Below are 21,553 nucleotides of genomic sequence, written 5' to 3'. Positions count from 1 at the left end.
GAGGGATCAGTCGACCTCGGCGACCGCCTGCGCGAACTGCGCCGCGTACAGCCGGGCGTAGGCCCCCTGCGCCTCCAACAGCTCCTCGTGCGTGCCCTGTTCGACGATCGACCCGTTCTCCATCACCAGGATGACGTCCGCGTCCCGGATGGTGGAGAGCCGGTGCGCGATCACAAAGCTCGTACGGCCGTGCGCCAGCCGGGCCATCGCCTTCTGGATCAGCACCTCGGTTCGCGTGTCGACGGAGCTCGTCGCCTCGTCGAGCACCAGGATCACCGGGTCGGACAGGAACGCCCGCGCGATGGTGATCAGTTGCTTCTCACCCGCGCTGACCCCGGAGCCCTCGTCGTCGATCACCGTGTCGTAACCGTCCGGCAGGGTACGGATGAAGCGGTCGGCGTGGGCCGCCCTCGCCGCTTCCTCGATCTCCTCCCGGGTGACCTCGCGCGCAGCGCCGTACGCGATGTTGTCCGCGATCGAACCGCCGAACAGCCAGGTGTCCTGCAGGACCATGCCGATCCCCGACCGCAGCGCGTCGCGCGACATCTTCGACACGTCGACCCCGTCGAGAGCGATCCGCCCGCCCGTCACCTCGTAGAAGCGCATGAGCAGGTTGACCAGCGTCGTCTTGCCGGCGCCGGTCGGGCCGACGATCGCGACCGTGTGGCCCGGCTCGACATTCAGCGACAGGTCCTCGATGAGCGGCTTGTCGGGGTCGTAGCGGAACGACACCTTCTCCAGCGAGACGCTGCCGAGCAGTTCCGCCGGACGCTCACCCGTGCTGGGGTCGGCGTCCTGCTCCTCGGCATCCAGCAGCTCGAAGATCCGCTCGGCGGACGCGACGCCGGACTGCACCAGGTTCGCCATCGACGCGACCTGCGTCAGCGGCATCGAGAACTGCCGCGAGTACTGGATGAACGCCTGGACGTCACCGATCGACAGTGAACCCGACGCCACCCGCAGACCACCGACGACGGCGATCAGCACATAGTTCAGGTTCGACACGAACATCATCAGCGGCTGCATGATCCCGCTGTTGAACTGCGCCTTGAAGCTCGCCTCGTACAGCGCGTCGTTCTGCTCGGCGAAGTCCCTCGCGGACTCCTCCTGCCGTCCGAAGACCTTCACCAGGGTGTGCCCGGTGTACATCTCCTCGATATGGGCGTTGAGCTTTCCCGTCACCTTCCACTGCTGCACGAACTGCGGCTGCGACCGCTTGCCGACCCTCGTCGCCACGACCACCGACAGCGGGACCGTCACCAGTGCGACCAGCGCCAGCAGCGGCGAGATCCAGAACATCACGACCAGCACGCCGATGATGGTCAGCAGGGAGTTGATGAGCTGGCCCATCGTCTGCTGCAACGTCTGCGAGATGTTGTCGATGTCGTTGGTCGCCCGGCTGAGCACCTCGCCGCGCTTGGCCCGGTCGAAGTAGGACAGCGGCAGCCGGGACAGCTTCGTCTGGATGTCCTCGCGGATCTGGAACACAACCCGGTTGATCACCCGAATCGACAGGCGTGTCGACACCAGCATCAGCAGACCGGCACCGACGTAGATCGCCAGCGCCGCCAGCAGTACGTTCCCCACCGCATCGAAGTCGATGCCCTGCCCGGGGGTGAAGTCGACCCCGGAGAGCATGTCGGCGAGGCGGCTGTGGCTGTTGCGCAGGCCCTCGACGGCCTGTTCCTTGGTCGTTCCCTCGGGCATCTGCCGGCCGATGACGCCGGCGAACACCAGGTCGGTCGCCTTGCCGAGGATCTTCGGCCCGACGACCGAGAGCCCGACGCTCAGCACACCGGCCGCCAGCATCACGTACAGCGTGGCCTTCTCCGTCGCGAAGCGCCTCAGCAACCGCTTCGAGGACCCCTTGAAGTCCATGGACCGGTCGGTCGGCGCCCCGCCCGCCATCATGCGTCCGCCAGGACCGGCCATTACGCGGCCTCCGCTTCCGTCAGCTGGGAGAGCACGATCTCCCGGTAGGTCTCATTGCCGTCCATCAGCTCGTAATGGGTGCCGGTCCCGACGACCCGGCCCTCGTCGAGCACCAGGATCCGGTCCGCGTCACGGATGGTGGACACCCGCTGCGCCACTATCACCACGGTCGCCTCGGCCGTCTCCCGCGACAGCGCTTCGCGCAGCGCGGCATCCGTCGCGTAGTCGAGCGCGGAGAACGAGTCGTCGAAGAGATAGATCTCCGGTCGCTGCACCAGCGTTCTCGCGATCGCGAGTCGCTGCCGCTGCCCGCCGGAGACATTGGTGCCGCCCTGCGCGATCGGCGCGTGCAGCCCATGCTCCAGCTCCTCGACGAACTCCTTGGCCTGCGCGACCTCCAGCGCGTGCCACAGCTCCTCGTCGGTCGCGTCCGGGTTTCCGTACCGCAGATTCGTCGCGACGGTACCGGAGAACAGATACGGCTTCTGCGGAACCAGACTCACCGTCTTCGACAGCAGCTTCGGCTCCAGCGTCCGTACGTCCGTGCCGTCGACCAGCACCTGGCCGTCCGTCACATCGAGCAGCCGCGGTACGAGACCGAGCAGCGTCGACTTCCCGCTGCCCGTCGACCCGATGATCGCGGTTGTCTCGCCGGGCCGTGCCACCAGATCCACCGACCGCAGCACCGGCTCCTCGGCGCCCGGGTAGCGGAAGTCCACACCCCGCACCTCCAGATGACCGTGGGCGCGCAGCTCCCGCACCGGCTCGACCGGCGGCACGACACTCGAATCGGTCTCCAGGACCTCCTGGATGCGCTCGGCACACACCTCGGCGCGCGGCACCATCATGAACATGAAGGTGGCCATCATCACCGACATGACGATCTGCATCAGGTAGGCGAGGAACGCGGTCAGCGCGCCGATCTGCATTCCGCCGCTGTCGATCCGGTGCGCACCGAACCAGACCACGGCGATCGACGACACGTTCACGACCGTCATCACGGTCGGGAACATCAGCGCCATCAGACGCCCGGTGGAGAGCGCCACATCGGTCAGCTCGGTGTTGGCGCCGCGGAACCGCTTCTCCTCGTACGAGTCCCGCACGAAGGCACGGATGACCCGGTTGCCGGTGATCTGCTCGCGCAGCACCCGGTTCACGGTGTCGAGCCGCTCCTGCATCGTGCGGAACAGCGGCCGCATCCGCCGCACGATGAGACCCACCGCGATGCCGAGTACCGGCACCACCGCGAGCAGTACCGCCGACAGCGGAACATCCTGGCCGAGCGCCAGAATGATGCCGCCTACACACATGATCGGTGCCGAGACCATCATGGTGAACGTCATCAGGACCAGCATCTGGACCTGCTGGACGTCATTGGTCGTACGGGTGATCAGCGAGGGTGCCCCGAAGCGCCCGACCTCACGTGCCGAGAACGACTGAACCCGGTCGAAGACCGACGCCCGGACATCCCGGCCGAGCGCGGCCGCGGTGCGCGCACCGTAGAAGACCGCCCCCATGTTGCAGACGACCTGGGCGATGGAGACGCCGAGCATGATGCCGCCGTACTCCAGGATGTAGCCCGTGTCCCCCGCGACGACACCGTTGTCGATGATGTCGGCGTTGAGGGAGGGGAGATAGAGGGTGGCGCAGGTCTGCAGCAGCTGGAGCGCCACCAGCAGCATGATCGGTTTCTTGTATGGGCCGAGGTAGCCCCGCAGGAGTTTTATGAGCACGCGTGTCTCTCGGAGTCGGCATGAGGTCGGGAGTCGACCCATTTTCCGGCAAGGACCGGTGTGACCGCGAACGTTTTTCCTCAAGCCCAGGTCAAAACGGGACCCGGTCCACCCGCCGGAGAGCGAACCTCCGACCGGGGACCGGCCTATGTCACCGAGAGCGCCCGGCTCAGAGCGTGGAGTCGAACGCCCCGGGGTAGAACTGGTCCCGCGTGGCGGTGTACTGCTGCCGCACCGCCTGGCCGACCGGCAGTTCCTCGCCCGGCTCCAGCACCTGGGCCGCCGCACCCTGCCAGGCCGGGGGAGTCCGCGGATCGAGCGTCCCCTGAGAGACCCCGAGCGCCCAGGCCGCCTGCCGGGCGGCGCCCAGCGCCGCGTACTCGGCCGGCTGCGGTACGACGACCTGTGTACCGAACAGCGCGGGGGCAAGACCCTGCACGGCCGGCAGTTCGGCCGCCGCCCCCAGCAGGAACACCCGACGGACCTCGACTCCACGGCCGCGCAGCACATCGAGGGCGTCGGCCAGCGAGCACAGCATCCCTTCGAACGCCGCCCGCGCCAGATGCTCCGGCTTCATCGACTCGCGCCGCAGCCCGCTCAGCGTTCCCGCGGTGTGCGGCAGATGGGGCGTGCGCTCGCCTTCCAGATAGGGCAGGAGTACGAGTCCGGAGGCGCCCGGCGTCGACTTCAGCGCCAGCGCGGACAGCTCCTCCAGGCTCTCCAGCCCCAGCATCTCGGCGGAGCCCCGCAGCGCACGCACCGCATTGAGTGTGTGCACGACCGGCAGATGCATCCCGGTGGCATCCGCGAACGACGTGATGATCCCGGTCGGATCGGACAGCGCCTCGTGGTGCACCGCCATGACCGAACCGGAGGCTCCGAGCGACACGACCGCATCGCCGACCCCGACCCCGAGTCCGAACGCCGCCGCCATCGTCTCGCCGGTCCCGGCCGAGATCAGCAGCCCTTCGGGCGTCGTCCCGGCCGCATCGGAGGGACCGAGCACCTCCGGCAGCGCCGCCTGTTGTCCGAGCGCGAGCTCCACCAGATCGGGCCGGTACGAACCGGTCCTGGCCGACCAGTACCCCGTCCCGGACGCTGCACCGCGGTCGGTGGTCCGCCGGCTCGGCCGGCCCAGCAGTTGCCACACCAGCCAGTCGTGCGGCTGCAGCACCGCGGCGACCCGCCGCGCCGAATCCGGCTCGCTCCGCGCCAGCCACCGCAGTTTCGACACCGGCTGCGCGGCCTGCGGGACAGCCCCGACCGCCTCGGCCCAGGCCTGCCGCCCGCTGAGCCCGTCGACCAGATCGGCCGCGGCGACCTGCGCCCGCTTGTCGTTGCCGAGGAGCGCCGGACGGACGAGATTGCCCTGCTGGTCCAGCGGCACCAGACCGTGCTGCTGCGCGGAGACACCGATGGCCTGCACACCTTCGAGCAGCCCGCCGGTGGCTGCCTCACCGAGCGAGAGCAGCCACGCCTGCGGGTCCACCTCGGTGGCCTTCGCCTCGACGGGATGTGCGGCGTACCCCTGCCGGAGTACGGCACCAGTGTCCGCATCGCAGACGACGATGTGTGTGAAGGCCGAAGAACTGTCCAAGCCGGCGACTATGCCCATGGGGAGATTCTGCCGCACCGCCGGACCATTCCCGTACGGATGGAGGGCCGGCCGGCCCGGTTACGTGTTGCTGGTGCCCCAGTCGTCCTCGATGCCCTGCCCCCGGCTCCGGTCCCGCAGCGACCGCATCCGCTCGGCCACCGAGGCGGGCATCTTTTCCCCTACTTTGTCGCTCACTGCGTGGTACGCCTTGCCGGCGAACTCGCGGCCGGTCTGCGCCGCAGACTCGGCGCTGTTGCGCACGGCCGGATTCTGGGCGAACTGGCGTGCGGACTTCTTCATCTGCTCGTAGCGCTCGCGTCCGGCCCGTGTGCCGAGTACGTAACCGAGGGCCAGTCCGGCGATGAACGTGAGCCGGTACCGCATGGTTGCCACCCTTCTCCTGCTCCGTGCGACGTGTGCTGCCCGCCTACCCGTCGGCGCCCGAGATCACCCCGCGCGATACCGATTGGCAAAGCACCCCCCTGCTTGCGCTAATGTATGTGTCGCAGCGAACGCGCGCCGCCCGGCAGTAGCCAGGCAGGTAAGGTTCGGTGCAACGCAGCAATCCCCTGTAGCTCAATTGGCAGAGCAGCCGGCTGTTAACCGGCAGGTTACTGGTTCGAGTCCAGTCGGGGGAGCGCGATCCCCTGTAGCTCAATTGGCAGAGCATTCGGCTGTTAACCGGAGGGTTACTGGTTCGAGTCCAGTCGGGGGAGCGGAACGGAAGAGGGCCCTTCGGGGTCCTCTTTCGCGTGCCGGGCCGGAGCCGACGCGGACTCTTTCGCGTCTGATTTCCGCTGTTCGGAAGCGGCCGGCGGCCGACTCTGTCTTCATGGTCATGCGAAGCCGACCATCCGGAGCGAGAGATCGTATGACCGGCTATGCTGCGGCAGACGGCGCGCACACTTGTACGCGCCACGCCGAAAAGGGGCGGTAGCTCAGCCGGTTAGAGCAGCGGACTCATAATCCGTCGGCCGTGGGTTCGAGTCCCACCCGCCCCACGTTCACTGTTCCTGGCGGAAGCGTTTGACCTGGAACAACGCAGAGGCCCCCGCGTCCGCGGGGGCCTCTGCGTGTCCCTCGTGATCGCTCGCTCGCCCCATAGTCGGCCGAAATGTCGATGGCGTCAGGGAGGCGCGCCGGTGGCTTCCCTCGAACAGCGGGTCGCACTGGTGCCGTGACTGGCACTGTTTACCCCATGAGGAGCGCCGTCCGGCGCATGCGATCGCAAGACGGCCGGAGGTCCTGGGGTGGGGTCTCCCCTGCTCGAACGAAGCTGGGAGCTCGGGGGAGGAACTGCCAGGCTTTTTGGCCGACGCGGAAGGGGGTCCCCCTGGCCCTCAATGCCTTGGGGGATGGCGTGCCGGGCGACGCGACGGGGCTGAGCCTGCCGGGAGGGGTACCGGCACCCGCCCGGCCGGACGGTCCTGCTGCTGGAGGTCGCAGAAACGTGGAACGGCGAGCCTACGACCAGTGACTGGGCCTTGACGCTCCTGCGGAAGCATGGGCGCCTGGAGTCCCGGATCCGTCGGCTCCGCAAGGCGGCGTGGGAGCGGACCGTCGCGGACCCCCGGTGGGCAGGGGGTCTGCTTGGCCGGAGGCCGAGGCCGCCCGAGGCGTTGCCCAGGAGCTGACGCGGGAGCTGCGCATGCCGCCGAGCAGAGGGCGGGCGACCCTCACGCGTCGGGGCGACGGCGGCCTGCACGTTATTTGGCGACCTGCACGTTATTAAGGAGTCGCTGCGCCACTCCACGATCCTGCTCGCCCCGGATGCCTGCACGTCCTTGCTGAGGAAGGCCGAACTCGCGATGGGGGAGCGGGCCGCGGCGTGGTGCCGCGGGCCCGAAGGGGCGATGTGCGGCCGGTGGCGGAGTGACGCCCTGCGTGTTCGTCCCGGGGTGCGTCACCGCAGGTCGCGGGGCGTCCTTGCGCGGCCGAGCACCCCACAACGGGGGGTGGACGGTATGAGCTGTCACGAGGAAGTCGCGCCGTGCGGTTGCGCGTTGCTCGCCCGAACCGGCCCGGTGGGTGCCGATGCGGCGCTGCGGTCCGGGGTGCCGTGGTGTGGGTCGGCCGGGATGCGGTCGGAACCTCCCGTGCCTTGAACCGTCAGAAACCGTGTCGGTGAGCCTGGTTGGTGTGCCGCTCGGTGCGCACAAGGGGATGGCCGAGAGTTGCGCATATGCCAAACGAATATGTCATTGGTATATGCATGCTTCGGGGAGTGTGCGGATGCCCAGTCAGGTGCGCCTCGCCCGGCGAGGCACCGTCAGGTCGATTCAGCGAGGGCCCCGTACGGCCCGCCGGCGGGCGGTACGGGAGGGGTGTGCCGGGGAGTCATGCCCGGCAAAGCCCGAGAATTCGGGGCATTTCGTAAGTTTCGCCTGAATCAGCTCTTGCCCGACTTGTTGCGAGTTGGGGGTGGTCGTAATCTCGGAGGTGCCGCAGTTGGAGCAAGGGGCGGCACATCAACCTCGTTAGGAGCCGGAGATGAACGCACGCAGCATCTTCCGCGGAGACAGGGGCCGGGGCTTCGGAGGCTACGGCCGCGGAGGCGGCGGATACGGATTCGGCCGCGGAGGCGGCGGATACGGATTCGGTCGCGGAGGCGGCGGATACGGATTCGGCCGCGGAGGCCGTGGATTCGGCCGCGGATATGGTCGCGGCGGCGGGTGGTGCGGTTACTGACCGTACATCCTCCATCCCAACTGCTTCGAGGCTGGCTCGCGCTTCCGCGCGGGTCCGCCTCGAAGTGTTGGGGCCTGCGTCTATGGCGACGGACCATAGCCCGAGCACCCCTGTGACGTGACGCCCATGAGCCTCCGCAGCTCACCCCGGCATGCAGCCCGCCCTGACGAGCCGACCCAGTACTCGGCCACTGATGTGCCGATCCGCACCGATCCCATCAGTATCGCCGTCTCGTTCCGGCGCTTCTGGCCACTGACGCGGGGGGACCGGCGCTGGATCGTCCTGATCTGTCTGTTCGCCGTCATGGCCGCGATCGCCGAGACCGTGACGATCCTGCTCTTTGCCCAACTCACCGACAAGGCCCTGCAGACAGGCTCCGTCAGCGCCTTCTGGAAGCCCGCCGGTCAATGGTTCGCCGTCGCCGCCCTCGGTGCGGTGGTGGGGTATCTGGGCAGTTCGCTCGCGGCCTGGACCGCCGAACGCTTTGTACTGCGGCTACGGGCGCGGGTCTTCTCGCATCTCCAGACGCTGCCGCCGCACTTCTTCCAGCGCAACCGCCGCGGTGACCTGGTGGAACGACTGACCGGCGACGTGGAAGCCATCGAGCAGCTCGTGGTCTCCGGCATCGTCGGGGTGGCCTCGGCCCTTTTCAGCACGATCTTCTTCTCCGCCGCCGCCCTGTGGCTGCGGTGGGATCTGGCCCTCGCCACCTTTGTCCTGGTCCCGCTCTTCTTCGTCATGACCCGCATGTTCACGGGGCGTCTGCGTGAGGTGTCCCGTCGAGGACGCGCAGCGGACGGTGCCATCACGGCAGTGGTCGAGGAGACGCTGGTCAACGTCGTTCTGACCCAGGCGTACAACAGGCAGCGGGACGAGGAGGAACGGCTCCAGGACAAGGCGCGAAAGCGGCTGAAGGCGGCGGTATCCGGCGTCCGCCTCACCGCGCTTTACGCCGAGACCGTGGAGGTCCTCGAAACGCTCTGCATCCTGACGATCATCGGTCTGGGGGCATGGGAGATCGCCGCAGGACGGATGACCCTGGGACAGCTCCTGGCCTTCGCCGCCTTCATCGGCTACCTCTACCCACCGGTGCGCTCGCTGGGCCAGCTCGGCCTGACGGCCACCGCTGCGACTGCCGCTGCCGAGCGGCTGCTGGAGATCCTCGACGCCCCGCCCGCCGTCACCGACCCGGCCGATTCGGTGCCCGTGCCCGTCCGCAGCCGCGCATTCGGCAAGGTGGAAGCACGCCAGGTCTCCTTCCGCTACCCCGGCAACAGCGAGCCGGTTCTCCGCGACCTCTCCTTCACCGCGAGCCCCGGGGAGCTGCTGGTCATCACCGGCCCCAGCGGCGCGGGCAAGTCGACCTTGGCGTCCCTGCTGCTGAGGTTCTACGATCCCGACTCCGGCAGCATCCGACTGGACAGCGTGTCCGTGGACCGGATGCCGCTCACCCACCTCCGCCGGAACATCACGCTCCTTCCCCAGGACACACTCGTCCTGCACGACACCATCGAGGAGAACATCGGCTGCGGACGTCCCGGCGCCACCCACAGTGATGTCGTGGATGCCGCGCGGGCAGCCGACGCCGACGGCTTCATCAGGGCCCTTCCGGATGGCTACGGCACCGTCATTTCCCCCGGAACCGCCCGGCTCTCCGGAGGCCAGTTGCAGCGCGTCGCCATTGCCCGCGCGATGTTGCGTGACGCGCCCGTTCTGCTGCTCGACGAGCCCACCACGGGGCTGGACACCGTGGCCGCTCAGCGCATCCTCGGACCGCTGCGGCGCCTTGCCGAAGGGCGCACCACCATCGTGATCACCCACGATCTGGCCCTGGCCTCGGACGCCGACCGCATTCTGGTGCTGGACGAGGGCCGGCTGGTGGAGTCGGGCACGCATGCGCAACTTCTCGGTCGGAGTGGTCTGTACGCCACGCTGTTCTCCGCCCAGCCCCCGCCGCGGAACGGTGTCGCCCGCCCTGCTGCCGGCACGTCAGAGGTTTTTTGGCAGTGAGCGGGAGCGGGTGAGCGGGTGAGCCCCGGCGTGCCGGTCCGCGCCGGACGGCAGGCCCCGGCTTCGGCGGCCAGGGCAGCTCCGGGCGAAGGCGGGCGGGGGCCGGTCGTTACCATCCGCTGTGACCGAAACGAGCGAAGAACCCGCCCAGCGCCTCCGCATACTCGCCGACCTGACCCCACTGCGGACCTCGCTCGACTACCGCAGGCTCTGGTTCGGGAACACGGTCTCCTGGATCGGGCAGGGGATGACGGCGCTCGCCGTGTCCCTGCAGGTGTACGACATCACCGGATCCGCCTTCTCGGTCGGGCTGATCGGAATCTGTTCGTTCCTGCCGCTGGTCGTCTTCGGTCTGTACGGCGGTGCCGTCGCGGACACCGTCGACCGTCGCAAGCTGGGGCTGGCCAGCTCGTCCGGTTCGTTCGTGCTCTCCGTCGCCCTGGTCGCCGCCACCGTCGCAGGGGTGGAGCAGGTGGGGCTGCTGTACGTGGTCGTCGCCCTTCAGGCGGTCTGCTTCGCGCTCAACTCACCGGCCCGCAGCTCGATGATCGCCCGGCTGCTGCCGGCCGAGCAGCTGCCCGCCGCCAATGCGCTCAACTCCATGACCAGCACCACCGGTGTACTGGTCGGGCCGATGCTCGGCGGGCTCATCGTCGGCTGGTGGGGGTACCGGGCCGCGTACAGCGTCGACGCCGTCACCTTTACCGCCTCGCTGTATGCGATGTGGCGGCTGCCTCCGATGCTTCCCGAACGCGGGGAGGGTGCGGGGAAGGGGAGCGGGGAGAAGCGGGCCTCCGTCGCCGACGGGCTGCGTTTCCTGGGAGCGCGGCCCAATCTGCGGATGACCTTCTTCAGCGACCTGTGCGCCATGGTCCTCGCCCATCCGCGGGCCCTCTTCCCGGTCGTCGCCGTGGTCTGGTTCGGCGGTGACGCGAAAACCACCGGGCTGCTGGTCGCTGCTCCGGCGCTGGGGGCGCTGCTGGGCGGGGTGTTCTCCGGCTGGCTGGGCCGGATCAGGCGGCACGGGCTGGCGGTGATCGTCGCGGTGATGTGCTGGGGGAGCGCCATCGCCGTTTTCGGGCTGACCCGTCAGCTCTGGCTCGGGCTGATCCTGCTGGCGCTCGCCGGATGCTCGGACACCATCTCGATGGTCTTCCGCAACACCATGCTCCAGGCGGCGGTGCCGGACGAGATGCGCGGGCGGCTGCAGGGCGTGTTCATCGTGGTGGTGGCCGGTGGGCCGCGGCTCGGCGACTTTCTGGCGGGCTCGGTCGCCGACCTGACGTCCCCGGCGGTGGCGGTCACCGGGGGCGGGATCGCATGCGTGGTCGCGGTGTCGCTGCTCGCGCTGAGGTGGCGCGGGTTCACCCGGTACGACGCGCGTGATCCGCAGCCGTGACCGGTCGGACGCCATACCGTCCAAGTGCGGGGCTCGCGGTCCGAAGCAGCGCTCTCGCTTCTGCGCGGTTGGGTACGGAGCCAAGTGGAGGGGCAGAGACAGCAGCCGGTCGCCGACAGACAGCGACCGGCTGGCTGTGACCGGCTGCCGGTGGGCCGGACGGCCGGACTGTGCCGCCGCTCAGGCGGTCGAGTTGGAGAACTCCGGCATGTCGCCCCCGGTCGTCTTGACGTCGATCACCGAGAACGCCGCACCCTGCGGGTCGCTCAGTGCGGCGAACCGGCCGAAGGGGCTGGTCATCGGACCGAACCGGAGGATCGCCCCGCGCTCCGTCGCCTTCGCCACCGCCGCGTCGCAGTCCTCGACGGTGAAGTACACGTTGATGTACGGCGGGACCTCGGGCGGGAAGTCGTCCGTCATCTTCATCCGCCCCATGATCGGGTCGGCGCCCAGGTCGTAGATGGAGAAGTCGATCGCCTCGTCCTTCATCTGCTTCACGTTGTACGGGAAGACGGCGGGGAAGAAGGAGTCCGCCGTCGCGGGTTCCCGGGTGAACACCTCCGACCAGCAGTACGCACCGGGCGTGCCCTTGGCCTCGAATCCCTTGTGCTGCCCCGCCTGCCACACGCCGAACGTCACACCGCTCGGATCGCGGGCCAGCAGCATCGTGCCGAAGTCGCCGACCTGCATCGGGTCCATCAGCACCTCGCCGCCGTTGTCCCGGATCTTCGTGGCGGTGGCGGCGGCGTCGGGCGACGCGAAGTACAGGCACCATGCCGACTGGCCCTCCTGGCCGGGCATGGGCGGTACGACGGCGGCCACCGCCTTGCCGTTCGCGTACGCCTGCGTGTAGTTGCCGAACTCCGACGACGCCTCGCTGAAGGTCCAGCCCAGCACGTCACCGTAGAAGCTCTTCGCCCCCTCCAGATCGGTGAACATGGCGTCCGCCCAGCACGGCGTGCCCTCAGGTTCTGCGGCCATTACTCTGCGCTCCTGACTCGATGATTGGTCCCGTTTTTCACGCTAACCAGCCATTCGTCGCCCCGCATGGTGGACTCGCCGTCGGGTGCCGCGATCGCCTGCCGCGCGTCGGCCGCCTACGCACCGAGCGACCGCTTCATGATCTTGCCCATGTCGTTGCGGGGCAGCGCCTCCAGATAACGGACCGTGCGCGGCCTCTTGTGCGGGGCGAGCTGAGCCGCCACGTGGTCCGCCAGCTCGGCCTCCGCGGGCGGGGCGCCCGGATCGGACGGCACCACCCAGGCGACGATCCGCTCGCCCAGATCCGGGTCCGGCTCCCCGGTGACGGCGGCCTCGCGGACGCCCGGGTGGTCCAGCAGCGCGTTCTCGATCTCGCCCGCGCCGATCTTGTAGCCCCCGCTCTTGATCAGGTCGGTCGCCTTGCGGCCGACGATCCGTACACAGCCGTCCGCGTCGAGGGTCGCCATGTCGCCCGTACGGAACCAGCCGTCCTCGGTGAACGCGGCCGCCGTCGCGTCCGGGCGGTTCAGATAGCCGGTGAAGACGTTCTGGCCGCGTACCTGGATCTCGCCCACAGCGCCCTCGGCCGTCGGGTCGGCAAGCGGGGTGCCGTCCTCCTCGACCAGCCGGAGTTCGACGCCGAGCAGGGGTTTGCCGACCGTCCCGGGCCGCGGTTCGCCGTCCGCACGGACACCGGTGTTCATCAGGGTCTCCGTCATGCCGTACCGCTCGACGACGTGGCGCCCGGTCGCCGCCGCGATCCGCTCGTGGTCATGGACGGGCAGCGCAGCCGACCCCGAGACCAGCAGCCTCGCTCCTGCGAGCGCCTTCGCCAGCCCGGCGGCGTCCGTCGCCGAACTGTCACCGAGGGTCTCGGCCAGCCGGTGGTACATCGTCGGTACGCCGAACAGCATCGTGCCGCCGGACCCCAGTTCCTGGGCCACACCCTCGGCGGAGAACCGCCCCAGATGGCGCACCGAACCGCCCCGGCGCAGCGGACCCAGGACGCCGAGGATCAGACCGTGCACATGGAACAGCGGCAGGGCGTGGACGAGGACGTCGTCGCCGGTCCACTGCCAGGCGTCCTCGAGCGCGTCCAGGGAGGCGGCGATCGCCCGGCGCGGCAGGATCGCGCCCTTGGGCGGGCCCGTGGTGCCGGAGGTGTAGACGATCAGGGCGGGGGACTCGGCGGAGGGCTCGGGGAAGCCGGCGCCGCTCGCCACCGTTGCCGACATGTCGACATCCGTACGGTCCAGCGCGCGCAGCGCGGGCGGGAGCACGTCGCCCGCTCCGGCCAGCACCGCCGACGGGGCGCTGTCGGCGACGATGTGGGCCAGTTCCCGCTCGCCCGTCCTCGGGTTGAGGGGCACGGCGGGCACCCCGGCCCGCAGCGCCGCCACCACCGCGACCACGGTCTCCGGGGTCGGTGTGGCCCAGACGGCGACCCGCCCGGTGCCCGCGAGCCGCGCGGCGAGGGCGTCCGAGGCCGCGGCCAACTGTGCGTACGTCAGGGAGCGTCCGCCGAACCGGACGGCTTCCCGGGAGGCGGCCGGGCTGGAACCGTCCTGGAGCGCAGGCAGAAGAGGAGTCACCCTTCCGACCCTAGTGCTGCGACCGGAAAGGTTTGCCCGGAAGCTCGCGGCGTCCGGTGCGGTGCATCGCAAGGCGGAGGATCGCCCTCGTACCGGACGTACTCGGGGGATGCGACAACGCGGCGAGGGATGGGGTCTCCCCTGCTCGAGCGAAGCCGAGAGCTCGGGGAAGTGCCGGGCGTCGCGAGCCGGTGAACCTTTCCGGTCGCAGCACTGGCGGCGTCCCCCACGACAGGGAGTGGGCTCCCGACTCCCTGTGGGAGGCCCCTCCGCGCCGCGACGCACGCGTCCGACGCCGCGCGCCGATCCGCCGGGGACGACGGGGACGACGGGACAGCCCTCAGCCGGTCCCGCTGGTCAGCGCCGAGACCAGCGGGAGCATCGGCCGGGCGCCGTATTGGCCGGTGAGCGCTCCTGCCGGGATCCGCCCCGGCGAACCGACGGACAGCAGCGGTGGGCCCGAGGACGTACACCTTGTGGGGCACGGGAACCCAGCGCCAGGTCTCCGCAGTCGCAATCCGCCACAAGCTGCGACAATCGCGGTATGGACCGTCTGGACAGGGAAATCCTCAGCGTCCTCCAGGAGGACGCACGGATCTCGTATCGCGATCTGGGGGTACGGGTCGGCCTCAGCGCCAACGCCGCGGCCGACCGGGTGCGCCGGCTGCGCCGGGACGGCGTCATCCGCGGCTTCACCGTGATCATCGACCCGGCCGCCGACACCCGGACGGGCCTGGTGGTCTTCATCGATGTGACGCTGCGTATCGACACGAGCAACGAAGTGTTCGAACGCGCGGTGCTCGCGCTGCCCGGAATCACCGAAGTGGTGCATGTGACGGGCGGGCACGACTATCTCGTACGCGCCACGGTCGCCGATACCGCCGCCCTGGACGGACTTCTGCGCAGGCTCAAGCACGAGGCGGGCGTCGCCCACTCCAGCACCCGGGTCGCGCTCAGAGCGGCGCCTGCCAGGTGACGGTCGCCGAGCGCGAGCCGTCCTCGGTGCGCCCGTCGTCGGCAACCAGCAGCCGGACCGCGGACCGTCCGTCCGGAAGCCGCACAGTCGCATCCACCTCCACCTCTATGGCCGACACTCCGGCCCGCCGGTGCGCCGCCGCCAGGGCGCCCCGCAACGCCGCGAGGAGCTGCTGGTCCACCGGCTGCCGCACCAGGGCGTCCACCGCCCCGGAGAATTGCACCGACGGCTGGAATCCGAGCACGGCGGCCGCGCCCCCGGTCTCCCGCAGCACCCGGCCGCGGAAGGTGGAGGGCGCCTCGGCAGGCGGCTGCTGGAGGGCGAAGATCGCGGTCCGCACTTCCTGAATGGTGGAGTCCAGCTCGTCGACGGCCCGGCTGAGCAGCTCGTCCGTCTCCGGCGCGACGGCCCGGCGGCGGGTCGATTCGAGCATCATTTCCGTCGCGAAGAGCCGCTGGACGACGAGATCGTGCAGATCGCGGGCGATCCGGTCACGGTCCTCGTACACCGCGAGCTGTTCCCTGTTCTGCTGGGCGTCCGCCAGCACCAAGGCGAGCGCCGCCTGCGAGGCGAACTGGGAGGCCAGCAGCCGGTCCACCGCCGTGTACGGCGCGCCGCCGCGCCGCCGGGGCAGAGCGAGGGTGCCGATGAGCCGCCCGCCGCTCTGCAGCGGCAGCATCATGCTGGGACCGAACCGGGTCCGTACATGCGTCGTCATCCGCGGATCGGTCGCCGAGTCGTCGATGAAGACCGGCTCACCGCCCAGCAGCTGCACCAGTACGGGAGAGCCGGGCTCGATGGCGGTGCCGACAATGCCGGCCGGGTCGTCGAGCGTGGAAGCGGTGACGATCTCCATGCCGCCGTCCGCGGTCGGCTGGAGTATCACCCCGGCCGAGGCGTCGGCGAGGATCCTGGCCCGCTCGGCGACGGTCATGAGCGCGTCGGCCGCGTTCGTGCCGCTCAGCAGGGCCGTGGTGACGGCTGCCGCACCCTCGATCCAGCGCTCCCGTTGCCGGGCCGTCTCGTACAGCCGGGCGTTGCCGATCGCGATCCCGGCCTGTGAGGCGAGAACCTGGATCAGCGCCATGTCCGTATCGGTGAAATGCCCGGTGCTCTTCTCCGTGAGATAGAGATTGCCGAACACCTCGTGGTGCACCCGGATCGGAGCCCCGAGGAAGGAACGCATCGTCGGATGGCCGGGCGGCACACCGGAGGAGCGCGCATCGGCGGTCAGGTCGTCGGAGCGCAACGGCTGCGGATGGTCGATGAGCACGCCGAGCAGCCCCGAGTGCCCGTCCGGGAAGCTGCCGATGCGCTCCCGCTCGGCGTCGGTCAGACCGGAGGTGAACAGCTCGGTGATGGTGCCGGCCTCGGGATCGAGGACGCCGAGCGCTCCGTACCGCGCCCCGGTGAGCGCGGTGGCGCTGTCCACGATCTGGGCGAGCGTGGCCCGCAGTTCGAGATCGGTTCGGACGCCGAGCACCGCCTCCAGCAGCATCGGCAGCCCGGGAGGCTCGCCGCTGGAGCGGTTTGCCGCCGGCCCGTCCGCCGCGCCCTGGTCCTCGTGCGTCATGCGGCGCCGCCGCGGTCGTCAGGCGGCCAGCGGGTTGAGGACCAACGGCTCGATCTTGCCGTCCAGCATGGCGCCGAGCCCCAGGACGGAGCAGACGTCGGGGCGCTCGGCGATCTGTACCGGCATGCCCGTCGCATCACGCAGCATCTGGTCGAGGCCCGGCATCAGCGCGCTGCCGCCGACCATCATGATCCCGCGGTCCGCGAGATCGGCCACCAGATCGGGCGGGCAGTCGCGCAGCACCTTGCCGACGCCGTCGTGGACCGCGGTCAGCGGGGTCTCGAAGGCGTGCCGCAGGGCGGCGGTGTCGACGTGCACCGAGCGGGCCAGACCGGTCGCCACGTCACGACCGTGGATCTCGGTCGTCGCGGGACCGTACGGGGTCAGACCGTTGCCGCTGAGCGCCAGCTGCAACGGGCGTACCGACTGACTCGGCAGCATCAACTCGTGGTGCTGGCGCAGATGCTGGATCACCGCGTGGTCGATGGCGTCGCCGCCGATCGGGATCCGGGCGGCCGTGACGATCGAACCGAGCGAGAGCACCGCGATCTGCGTGGTCGCCGCCCCGCACACCATGATCATGCTCCCGACCGGCTGCTCGACCGGGAGCCCACAGCCGACGGCCGCCGCGATCAGCGTGTCGACCAACTCGACCCGCCGGGCGCCGAGCCCGACCAGCGTTTCGACGGCGGCCCGCTGGGCGAGCGGATCGCTGTCGTGCGGGGTGCAGGCGGCCGCCCGCAGCCGCGGCTTGCGGCGCAGCTGGCGGCGGAGCTTCTCGCCGAGCAGATGGCGGAGCATGCGCTGGGCCATCTCGATGTCGATGACGGTTCCGCCGGAGACCGGGCGCGCCACCCGGATGTAGTCGGGGGTGCGGCCCGTCATCTGCTCGGCGAGCGCACCGACGGCGATGAGCGAGCCGGTACGGGTGTTCACTGCGGCGACGCTCGGCTCGTCGACGACGAGCCCGAGCCCCTTGACATACACCCGGGTGCGGGCGGCCCCGAGGTCGACGGCGACATGGCAACGGCGCAACTGCTCAAGACTGACGGTCACGGCAGGTTCTCCCGAGAGCGCTGATGGGGGTGCCGGCGGCAGCCGGCCCTCTCTGCATCGTGCGCCGTCCGGACGAATGGCGCGCGTTGGGATGAGCCGGAGGGAGTATGAGGCTGACGGGTCGACAGATGCGTGCGGCGCGCCGGAGTCAGCCGGGCAGCAGTCGCTGGAACAGCCCCCAGGTGAATTCGGCTACGTACAGCGCACCCGTCAAGGGGTCGGTGATCGCCAGCGCCCAGCGGGTCGGCGCGCTGCCCTCCATCGGGCGGGCCGGGGCGAAGGCACGCGCCACTTCGTCGACGGTGCACGACCAGGGGCGCAGATCCTCGACAGTGCGCAGTTCAGGGCCGGCCGCCCCCGGGGCTCTGACCAGCCATTCGTTCCATACGGCCGCGCCGGGCGCGACCATCACCTCGAACCGCAGATCCGGCCAGAGCGGCACCGGCCAGAGCAGGGCATCGCACTCCAGGTCTCCGATCCGGCGGCGTACGGAGGACTCGGGTTCGCCCAGCACCGATCGGTAGCGGCGCAGCGAACCGCGGCCGCGGGGCGCGCGCACCATCGCCTGCCAGCGGCGGTTCGCCTCCCGCATCTCGGAGAGCGAGGCGTTCAGTTCGTGCCGGGCGTCCTCGACGAGGCCCGGCTGGTGGTCGGCCATCCGGCGGAGCAGGACGAGCTGGAATTCGAGCGGACCGAAGGGGGCGGTGGTCATGGAAGCAACGCTTCCACACAGGATCCTCACATGAGCGGCTTTCTCTGGTGTCCTGTCGGCACTTAATCTTCGGGCGCCATGGATTACTGCCACCCGTGTCAGCGGCATCTCAACGGAGCCCTCGCCTGTGCCGGGTGCGGAACCCCCGTCGAGGCGCTGAGCCACTACGCCACGCCCGCCCTCTCCGGCCACGAACCGGACGCGGAGCGCGCGAAGACCGCACCGCCCGTGCCGGCCGGACGCCGCCGGTCCCGCGGTGCCGCCGAACCTGCGCGGCGCGGTGGCCGGGCGCGGAGCGGCGGCAGCGACGGACCGGCCGGCCGGCAGGAGCGGGGTGGCCGGGGCAAGCGACGTGGCCGGGAAGGGCGAGGTGTCAGGGAAGGCCGTGGCCGTCGGTCGCACCGCCGCCGCGGCCGTACGGCTCTGCTCGCCGTCCTCGGAGTCGTGCTCGCCGCCGGTGCCCTGAGCCTCGCCCGGTCGGCCATCGGCCCGAACGGCGACGACCGCGCCTCCGACTACGTACGTGAGGCCACCGACGTCACGACCGAACCGGCGCCGGACCCTTCGTCGAGCCACGGCATCGACGGCCCCGCACCGGTGGACGGTCCCTCCGAGGCCCCGGCCGGCGAGGCGCACACCTCCGGCACCGGCCGTCCGGCCGCCTCGACCGGCACCGGGGTCCCGGGAGGTGAGGGCTCCGCCCCGCTCGCGGCCACCACCACGCCCTCCAGCGGCGCCGGCCCCTCCACGGAGCCGCCGTCCGGACCGAGTCCCTCCGGGACACCCCGCGACCCGGAGGAGTCGGGGCAGCCCACCGGCAACACGTCACCGTCCCAGAGTCCGACACAGCCCGCACCCGCGCCCAGCCCGACTGCGACGGAGACGTGCTGGTTGCTGTTCTTCTGTTCCTAGGGCGTGTTTCGAAAGTGGCGTCGTCCTCACGTAGGGCGTGCCAGACGCCGCCCGGCAGGCGGGACTTTCGAAACACGCCCTAGGACTCCGCGTCCACGCCCAGCATCCGTCGCAGCAGATCCCGCAGCACCGCGCGGTCCGTGTCCGACAGCTTCGCCAGGGGCTCCCGGGCGAAGCTGAGCGACTCGCGCAGCTGCCGCGCGGTGTCGATGCCCTTCTCCGTCGGGGCGGCCAGTTTCACCCGCCGGTCGGCCGGGTCGGGCCGGCGCTCGACCAGGCCACGGGTCTCCAGCCGGTCGACGATCCCCGTCACGTTCGACGGCTCGCACTTCAGCTTCTGAGCGATCCTGCGCATCGGCATCGGCTCCAGGGCGAGCAGCCCCAGAACCCTGGCCTGCGCGCCGGTCAGTGAGTGCGCGGCCGCTGCCTGGTCGTACTCCTCGTAGTAGCGCGCCACGACCGTGCCGATGAGCTCGACGACTTCGAGGGTCAGAGGGTCTGTTCGCGTGGTGGCCATGACACTCAGGATACCCGGTTGCTTGACAACATGAAATATTTAGGAGCATGGTTGTTTCACGTCATGAAGCTTTTCTCCTTGCAGGAACGCTTCCCCCCACCCGTAAGGCATTGAGGAGACCCTGAGCCCATGTCTGCAGCACTTCCCACGTCCAGCCGTGAATGGCACCTTGTCGCCCGCCCCCACGGCTGGCCGAAGGCCGAGGATTTCGCGCTGCGTGAGGCCGCGGTCACCGCTCCCGGCGAGGGGCGCATTCTCGTCCGCAATCTGCACTTCTCGGTCGACCCGTACATGAGGGGAAGGATGAACGATGTGAAGTCGTACACCCCGCCCTTCAAGCTCGACCACCCCATGGAGGGTGGCGCGGTCGGCGAGGTCATCGCCTCCAACGCCGAGGGGATCGCGGTCGGCGACCACGTCCTGCACGGTCTGGGCTGGCGCGAGTACGCCGACGTCCCCGCCGAGCACGCCGTGAAGGTCGACCCGGACCTGGCCCCGCTCTCCGCCTACCTCGGCGTGCTCGGCATGACCGGCCTCACCGCCTACGCCGGCCTCTTCGAGGTCGCCTCCTTCAAGGCGGGCGACGCCGTCTTCGTCTCCGGCGCCGCCGGTGCGGTCGGCAGCCAGGTCGGCCAGATGGCCAAGCTCAAGGGTGCCTCGCGGGTCATCGGCTCGGCCGGATCCGACGAGAAGGTCAAGCTCCTCGTCGAGGAGTACGGCTTCGACGCGGCGTTCAACTACAAGAACGGCCCGGTGGCCGAGCAGCTGCGCGAGGCTGCCCCCGACGGCATCGACGTCTACTTCGACAACGTCGGCGGCGAGCACCTCGAAGCGGCGCTCTCCTCGCTCAAGGTGCACGGCCGCGCCACCATCTGCGGAATGATCGCCCAGTACAACGAAACCGAGCCGGTGCCCGGCCCGCGCAATCTCGCCCTGGTCATCGGCAAGCGGCTGCGTCTGCAGGGCATGCTCGTCGGCGATCACGCCGCGCTCCAGCCGCAGTTCGTCCAGGAGGTCGCCGGCTGGCTGGCCTCGGGCGAGCTGAAGTACAGCGAGACCTTCGTCGAGGGCATCGAGAACGGCTTCGACGCCTTCCTCGGTCTGATGCGTGGCGAGAACACCGGAAAGATGATCGTCTCCCTCGCCTGAAAGCCACTCACAGGCACCCGTTAGTCTCATTAGAGACCGTCGCGATCGTGGGCGCGAGTCGCGGCGCTACAGCAGAGGAACCCTCAGCATGAGCATTCAGGACATAACCGTCGCGTACACCGCTGTCGCCACCGCAGAGAACGGCCGTGACGGCCGCGTATCCTCCGACGACGGCCGGCTCGACGTCGTCGTCAACCCGCCGAAGGAGCTGGGCGGCAGCGGTGCGGGCACCAACCCGGAGCAGCTCTTCGCGGCCGGCTACAGCGCCTGCTTCCAGGGTGCTCTCGGCGTCGTGGCCCGTCAGGAGAAGGCCGACATCTCCGGCTCCACCGTGACCGCCGCCGTCTCCATCGGCAAGACCGCCGAGGGCGGCTTCGGCCTGGAGGTCGCGATCTCCGCGACCATCCCGAACGTCGACACCGCCACCGCACAGTCGCTCATCGAGAAGGCCCACCAGGTGTGCCCGTACTCGAACGCCACGCGCGGCAACATCAAGGTCGAGCTGTCGGTCGTCTGATCTTCCGTACGGCTCGTACGTGACCGAGGGCCGCATCCCCGCCAGGGTGCGGCCCTCGGTTTTCCAGTGCCGTGACCGGCATTGTTTGCCCGTGAGGAGCGTCGACCAGTGCGTGCGGTCGCAAGGCGGCCGGACGACCTTGGGGAAGGAGCTACCAGGGCTTTCGGCCGCTGCCGGCGCACCTTGCGCCTGCTCTGCATCCTCGTCGA

16 protein-coding genes and 3 tRNA genes are annotated in these 21,553 nt (G+C 69.9%); 9 read left to right on the top strand and 10 right to left on the bottom strand.

Annotation, left to right across the window (positions count from 1 at the left end):
• Positions 1–6: 6 nt before the first annotated feature.
• From ACNPQM_RS01205 to ACNPQM_RS01190, 4 genes are all read right to left on the bottom strand, one after another.
• A complete protein-coding gene (locus ACNPQM_RS01205) occupies positions 7–1,932 on the bottom strand; it encodes an ABC transporter ATP-binding protein (protein WP_418082470.1) in 1,926 nt (641 codons plus the stop codon).
• Entirely contained in the window at positions 1,932–3,665 is a 1,734-nt protein-coding gene (locus ACNPQM_RS01200; RefSeq protein ID WP_358858960.1) for an ABC transporter ATP-binding protein, read from the bottom strand. Before ACNPQM_RS01200 ends, ACNPQM_RS01205 begins: the two co-directional genes overlap by 1 nt.
• Positions 3,666–3,834: 169 nt before the next feature.
• Entirely contained in the window at positions 3,835–5,280 is a 1,446-nt protein-coding gene (locus ACNPQM_RS01195; protein WP_418082469.1) for an FGGY family carbohydrate kinase, read from the bottom strand.
• Positions 5,281–5,340: 60 nt separating this feature from the next.
• Positions 5,341–5,646, bottom strand: a complete 306-nt coding sequence (locus ACNPQM_RS01190; RefSeq protein WP_418082468.1) for a YtxH domain-containing protein — start codon at positions 5,644–5,646, stop codon at positions 5,341–5,343.
• 181 nt (positions 5,647–5,827) lie between these two features.
• Between ACNPQM_RS01190 and ACNPQM_RS01185 the strand changes: the two genes are divergently transcribed.
• The 5 genes from ACNPQM_RS01185 to ACNPQM_RS01165 all read left to right on the top strand — a co-directional run bounded on the left by ACNPQM_RS01185 (position 5,828) and on the right by ACNPQM_RS01165 (position 11,359).
• A tRNA-Asn gene (locus ACNPQM_RS01185) sits at positions 5,828–5,900 on the top strand.
• A 5-nt stretch (positions 5,901–5,905) separates the two neighbouring features.
• A tRNA-Asn gene (locus tag ACNPQM_RS01180) sits at positions 5,906–5,978 on the top strand.
• A 211-nt stretch (positions 5,979–6,189) separates the two neighbouring features.
• Positions 6,190–6,263 (top strand) — tRNA-Ile (locus ACNPQM_RS01175).
• 1,813 nt (positions 6,264–8,076) lie between these two features.
• Positions 8,077–9,960 carry an ABC transporter ATP-binding protein gene (locus ACNPQM_RS01170; RefSeq protein ID WP_418082467.1) on the top strand — a complete coding sequence of 628 codons (1,884 nt, stop codon included), beginning with the start codon at positions 8,077–8,079 and terminating at the stop codon, positions 9,958–9,960.
• Positions 9,961–10,081: 121 nt separating this feature from the next.
• Positions 10,082–11,359: an MFS transporter gene (locus ACNPQM_RS01165; protein WP_418082466.1), complete on the top strand. Its 1,278-nt coding sequence runs from the start codon at positions 10,082–10,084 to the stop codon at positions 11,357–11,359.
• Positions 11,360–11,539: 180 nt separating this feature from the next.
• Here the strand turns inward: ACNPQM_RS01165 and ACNPQM_RS01160 are convergent, their stop codons facing one another.
• Positions 11,540–12,340, bottom strand: coding sequence for a VOC family protein (locus ACNPQM_RS01160; protein WP_418082465.1), 801 nt, complete (start codon positions 12,338–12,340; stop codon positions 11,540–11,542).
• 116 nt (positions 12,341–12,456) lie between these two features.
• Complete coding sequence (locus tag ACNPQM_RS01155; protein WP_418082464.1) at positions 12,457–13,932, bottom strand: acyl-CoA synthetase; 1,476 nt, start codon at positions 13,930–13,932, stop codon at positions 12,457–12,459.
• Positions 13,933–14,476: 544 nt separating this feature from the next.
• On the opposite strand from ACNPQM_RS01155, the gene ACNPQM_RS01150 reads away from it, so the two are divergent.
• On the top strand, positions 14,477–14,908 hold the full coding sequence (locus ACNPQM_RS01150) for an Lrp/AsnC family transcriptional regulator (RefSeq protein WP_358858953.1): 432 nt from the start codon (positions 14,477–14,479) through the stop codon (positions 14,906–14,908).
• Here ACNPQM_RS01150 and ACNPQM_RS01145 read toward each other — a convergent pair.
• The 3 genes from ACNPQM_RS01145 to ACNPQM_RS01135 form a co-directional block, all read right to left on the bottom strand.
• On the bottom strand, positions 14,886–16,406 hold the full coding sequence (locus tag ACNPQM_RS01145; RefSeq protein WP_418082583.1) for a GAF domain-containing protein: 1,521 nt from the start codon (positions 16,404–16,406) through the stop codon (positions 14,886–14,888). The two genes, ACNPQM_RS01150 and ACNPQM_RS01145, sit on opposite strands and share 23 nt — an antisense overlap.
• Before the next feature lie 93 nt (positions 16,407–16,499).
• On the bottom strand, positions 16,500–17,537 hold the full coding sequence (locus ACNPQM_RS01140) for a rod shape-determining protein (protein ID WP_358858952.1): 1,038 nt from the start codon (positions 17,535–17,537) through the stop codon (positions 16,500–16,502).
• A gap of 148 nt (positions 17,538–17,685) precedes the next feature.
• Positions 17,686–18,249 (bottom strand): hypothetical protein, encoded by a 564-nt coding sequence (locus ACNPQM_RS01135; RefSeq protein WP_418082463.1) that lies wholly within the window; start codon positions 18,247–18,249, stop codon positions 17,686–17,688.
• A gap of 78 nt (positions 18,250–18,327) precedes the next feature.
• Between ACNPQM_RS01135 and ACNPQM_RS01130 the strand changes: the two genes are divergently transcribed.
• Positions 18,328–19,161: an SCO2400 family protein gene (locus ACNPQM_RS01130; protein ID WP_418082462.1), complete on the top strand. Its 834-nt coding sequence runs from the start codon at positions 18,328–18,330 to the stop codon at positions 19,159–19,161.
• Positions 19,162–19,240: 79 nt separating this feature from the next.
• Here ACNPQM_RS01130 and ACNPQM_RS01125 read toward each other — a convergent pair whose 3' ends face one another.
• Positions 19,241–19,678, bottom strand: a complete 438-nt coding sequence (locus ACNPQM_RS01125) for a MarR family winged helix-turn-helix transcriptional regulator (protein WP_358858949.1) — start codon at positions 19,676–19,678, stop codon at positions 19,241–19,243.
• A 129-nt stretch (positions 19,679–19,807) separates the two neighbouring features.
• Between ACNPQM_RS01125 and ACNPQM_RS01120 the strand changes: the two genes are divergently transcribed.
• Positions 19,808–20,827 carry an NADP-dependent oxidoreductase gene (locus tag ACNPQM_RS01120; RefSeq protein ID WP_358858948.1) on the top strand — a complete coding sequence of 340 codons (1,020 nt, stop codon included), beginning with the start codon at positions 19,808–19,810 and terminating at the stop codon, positions 20,825–20,827.
• An 88-nt stretch (positions 20,828–20,915) separates the two neighbouring features.
• Positions 20,916–21,344 (top strand): organic hydroperoxide resistance protein, encoded by a 429-nt coding sequence (locus ACNPQM_RS01115; RefSeq protein WP_384360267.1) that lies wholly within the window; start codon positions 20,916–20,918, stop codon positions 21,342–21,344.
• Positions 21,345–21,553 lie beyond the last annotated feature (209 nt).

The organism is Streptomyces sp. NPDC056231 (assembly GCF_048270745.1).
GTDB lineage: Bacteria > Actinomycetota > Actinomycetes > Streptomycetales > Streptomycetaceae > Streptomyces.
The sequence above is the reverse complement of the archived record's forward strand: the minus strand, read 5'-3'. Positions and strand labels throughout refer to the sequence as shown.

What these genes read in the sequence shown, in the direction of transcription:
- ACNPQM_RS01205 (WP_418082470.1), bottom strand. Translation starts at nt 1,932, where the DNA reads ATGGCCGGTCCTGGCGGACGCATGATGGCGGGCGGGGCGCCGACCGAC.
- ACNPQM_RS01195 (WP_418082469.1), bottom strand. Translation starts at nt 5,280, where the DNA reads ATGGGCATAGTCGCCGGCTTGGACAGTTCTTCGGCCTTCACACACATC.
- ACNPQM_RS01190 (WP_418082468.1), bottom strand. Translation starts at nt 5,646, where the DNA reads ATGCGGTACCGGCTCACGTTCATCGCCGGACTGGCCCTCGGTTACGTA.
- ACNPQM_RS01170 (WP_418082467.1), top strand. Translation starts at nt 8,077, where the DNA reads ATGAGCCTCCGCAGCTCACCCCGGCATGCAGCCCGCCCTGACGAGCCG.
- ACNPQM_RS01160 (WP_418082465.1), bottom strand. Translation starts at nt 12,340, where the DNA reads ATGGCCGCAGAACCTGAGGGCACGCCGTGCTGGGCGGACGCCATGTTC.
- ACNPQM_RS01150 (WP_358858953.1), top strand. Translation starts at nt 14,477, where the DNA reads ATGGACCGTCTGGACAGGGAAATCCTCAGCGTCCTCCAGGAGGACGCA.
- ACNPQM_RS01145 (WP_418082583.1), bottom strand. Translation starts at nt 16,406, where the DNA reads ATGCTGCTGGAGGCGGTGCTCGGCGTCCGAACCGATCTCGAACTGCGG.
- ACNPQM_RS01135 (WP_418082463.1), bottom strand. Translation starts at nt 18,249, where the DNA reads ATGACCACCGCCCCCTTCGGTCCGCTCGAATTCCAGCTCGTCCTGCTC.
- ACNPQM_RS01130 (WP_418082462.1), top strand. Translation starts at nt 18,328, where the DNA reads ATGGATTACTGCCACCCGTGTCAGCGGCATCTCAACGGAGCCCTCGCC.
- ACNPQM_RS01125 (WP_358858949.1), bottom strand. Translation starts at nt 19,678, where the DNA reads ATGGCCACCACGCGAACAGACCCTCTGACCCTCGAAGTCGTCGAGCTC.
- ACNPQM_RS01120 (WP_358858948.1), top strand. Translation starts at nt 19,808, where the DNA reads ATGTCTGCAGCACTTCCCACGTCCAGCCGTGAATGGCACCTTGTCGCC.
- ACNPQM_RS01115 (WP_384360267.1), top strand. Translation starts at nt 20,916, where the DNA reads ATGAGCATTCAGGACATAACCGTCGCGTACACCGCTGTCGCCACCGCA.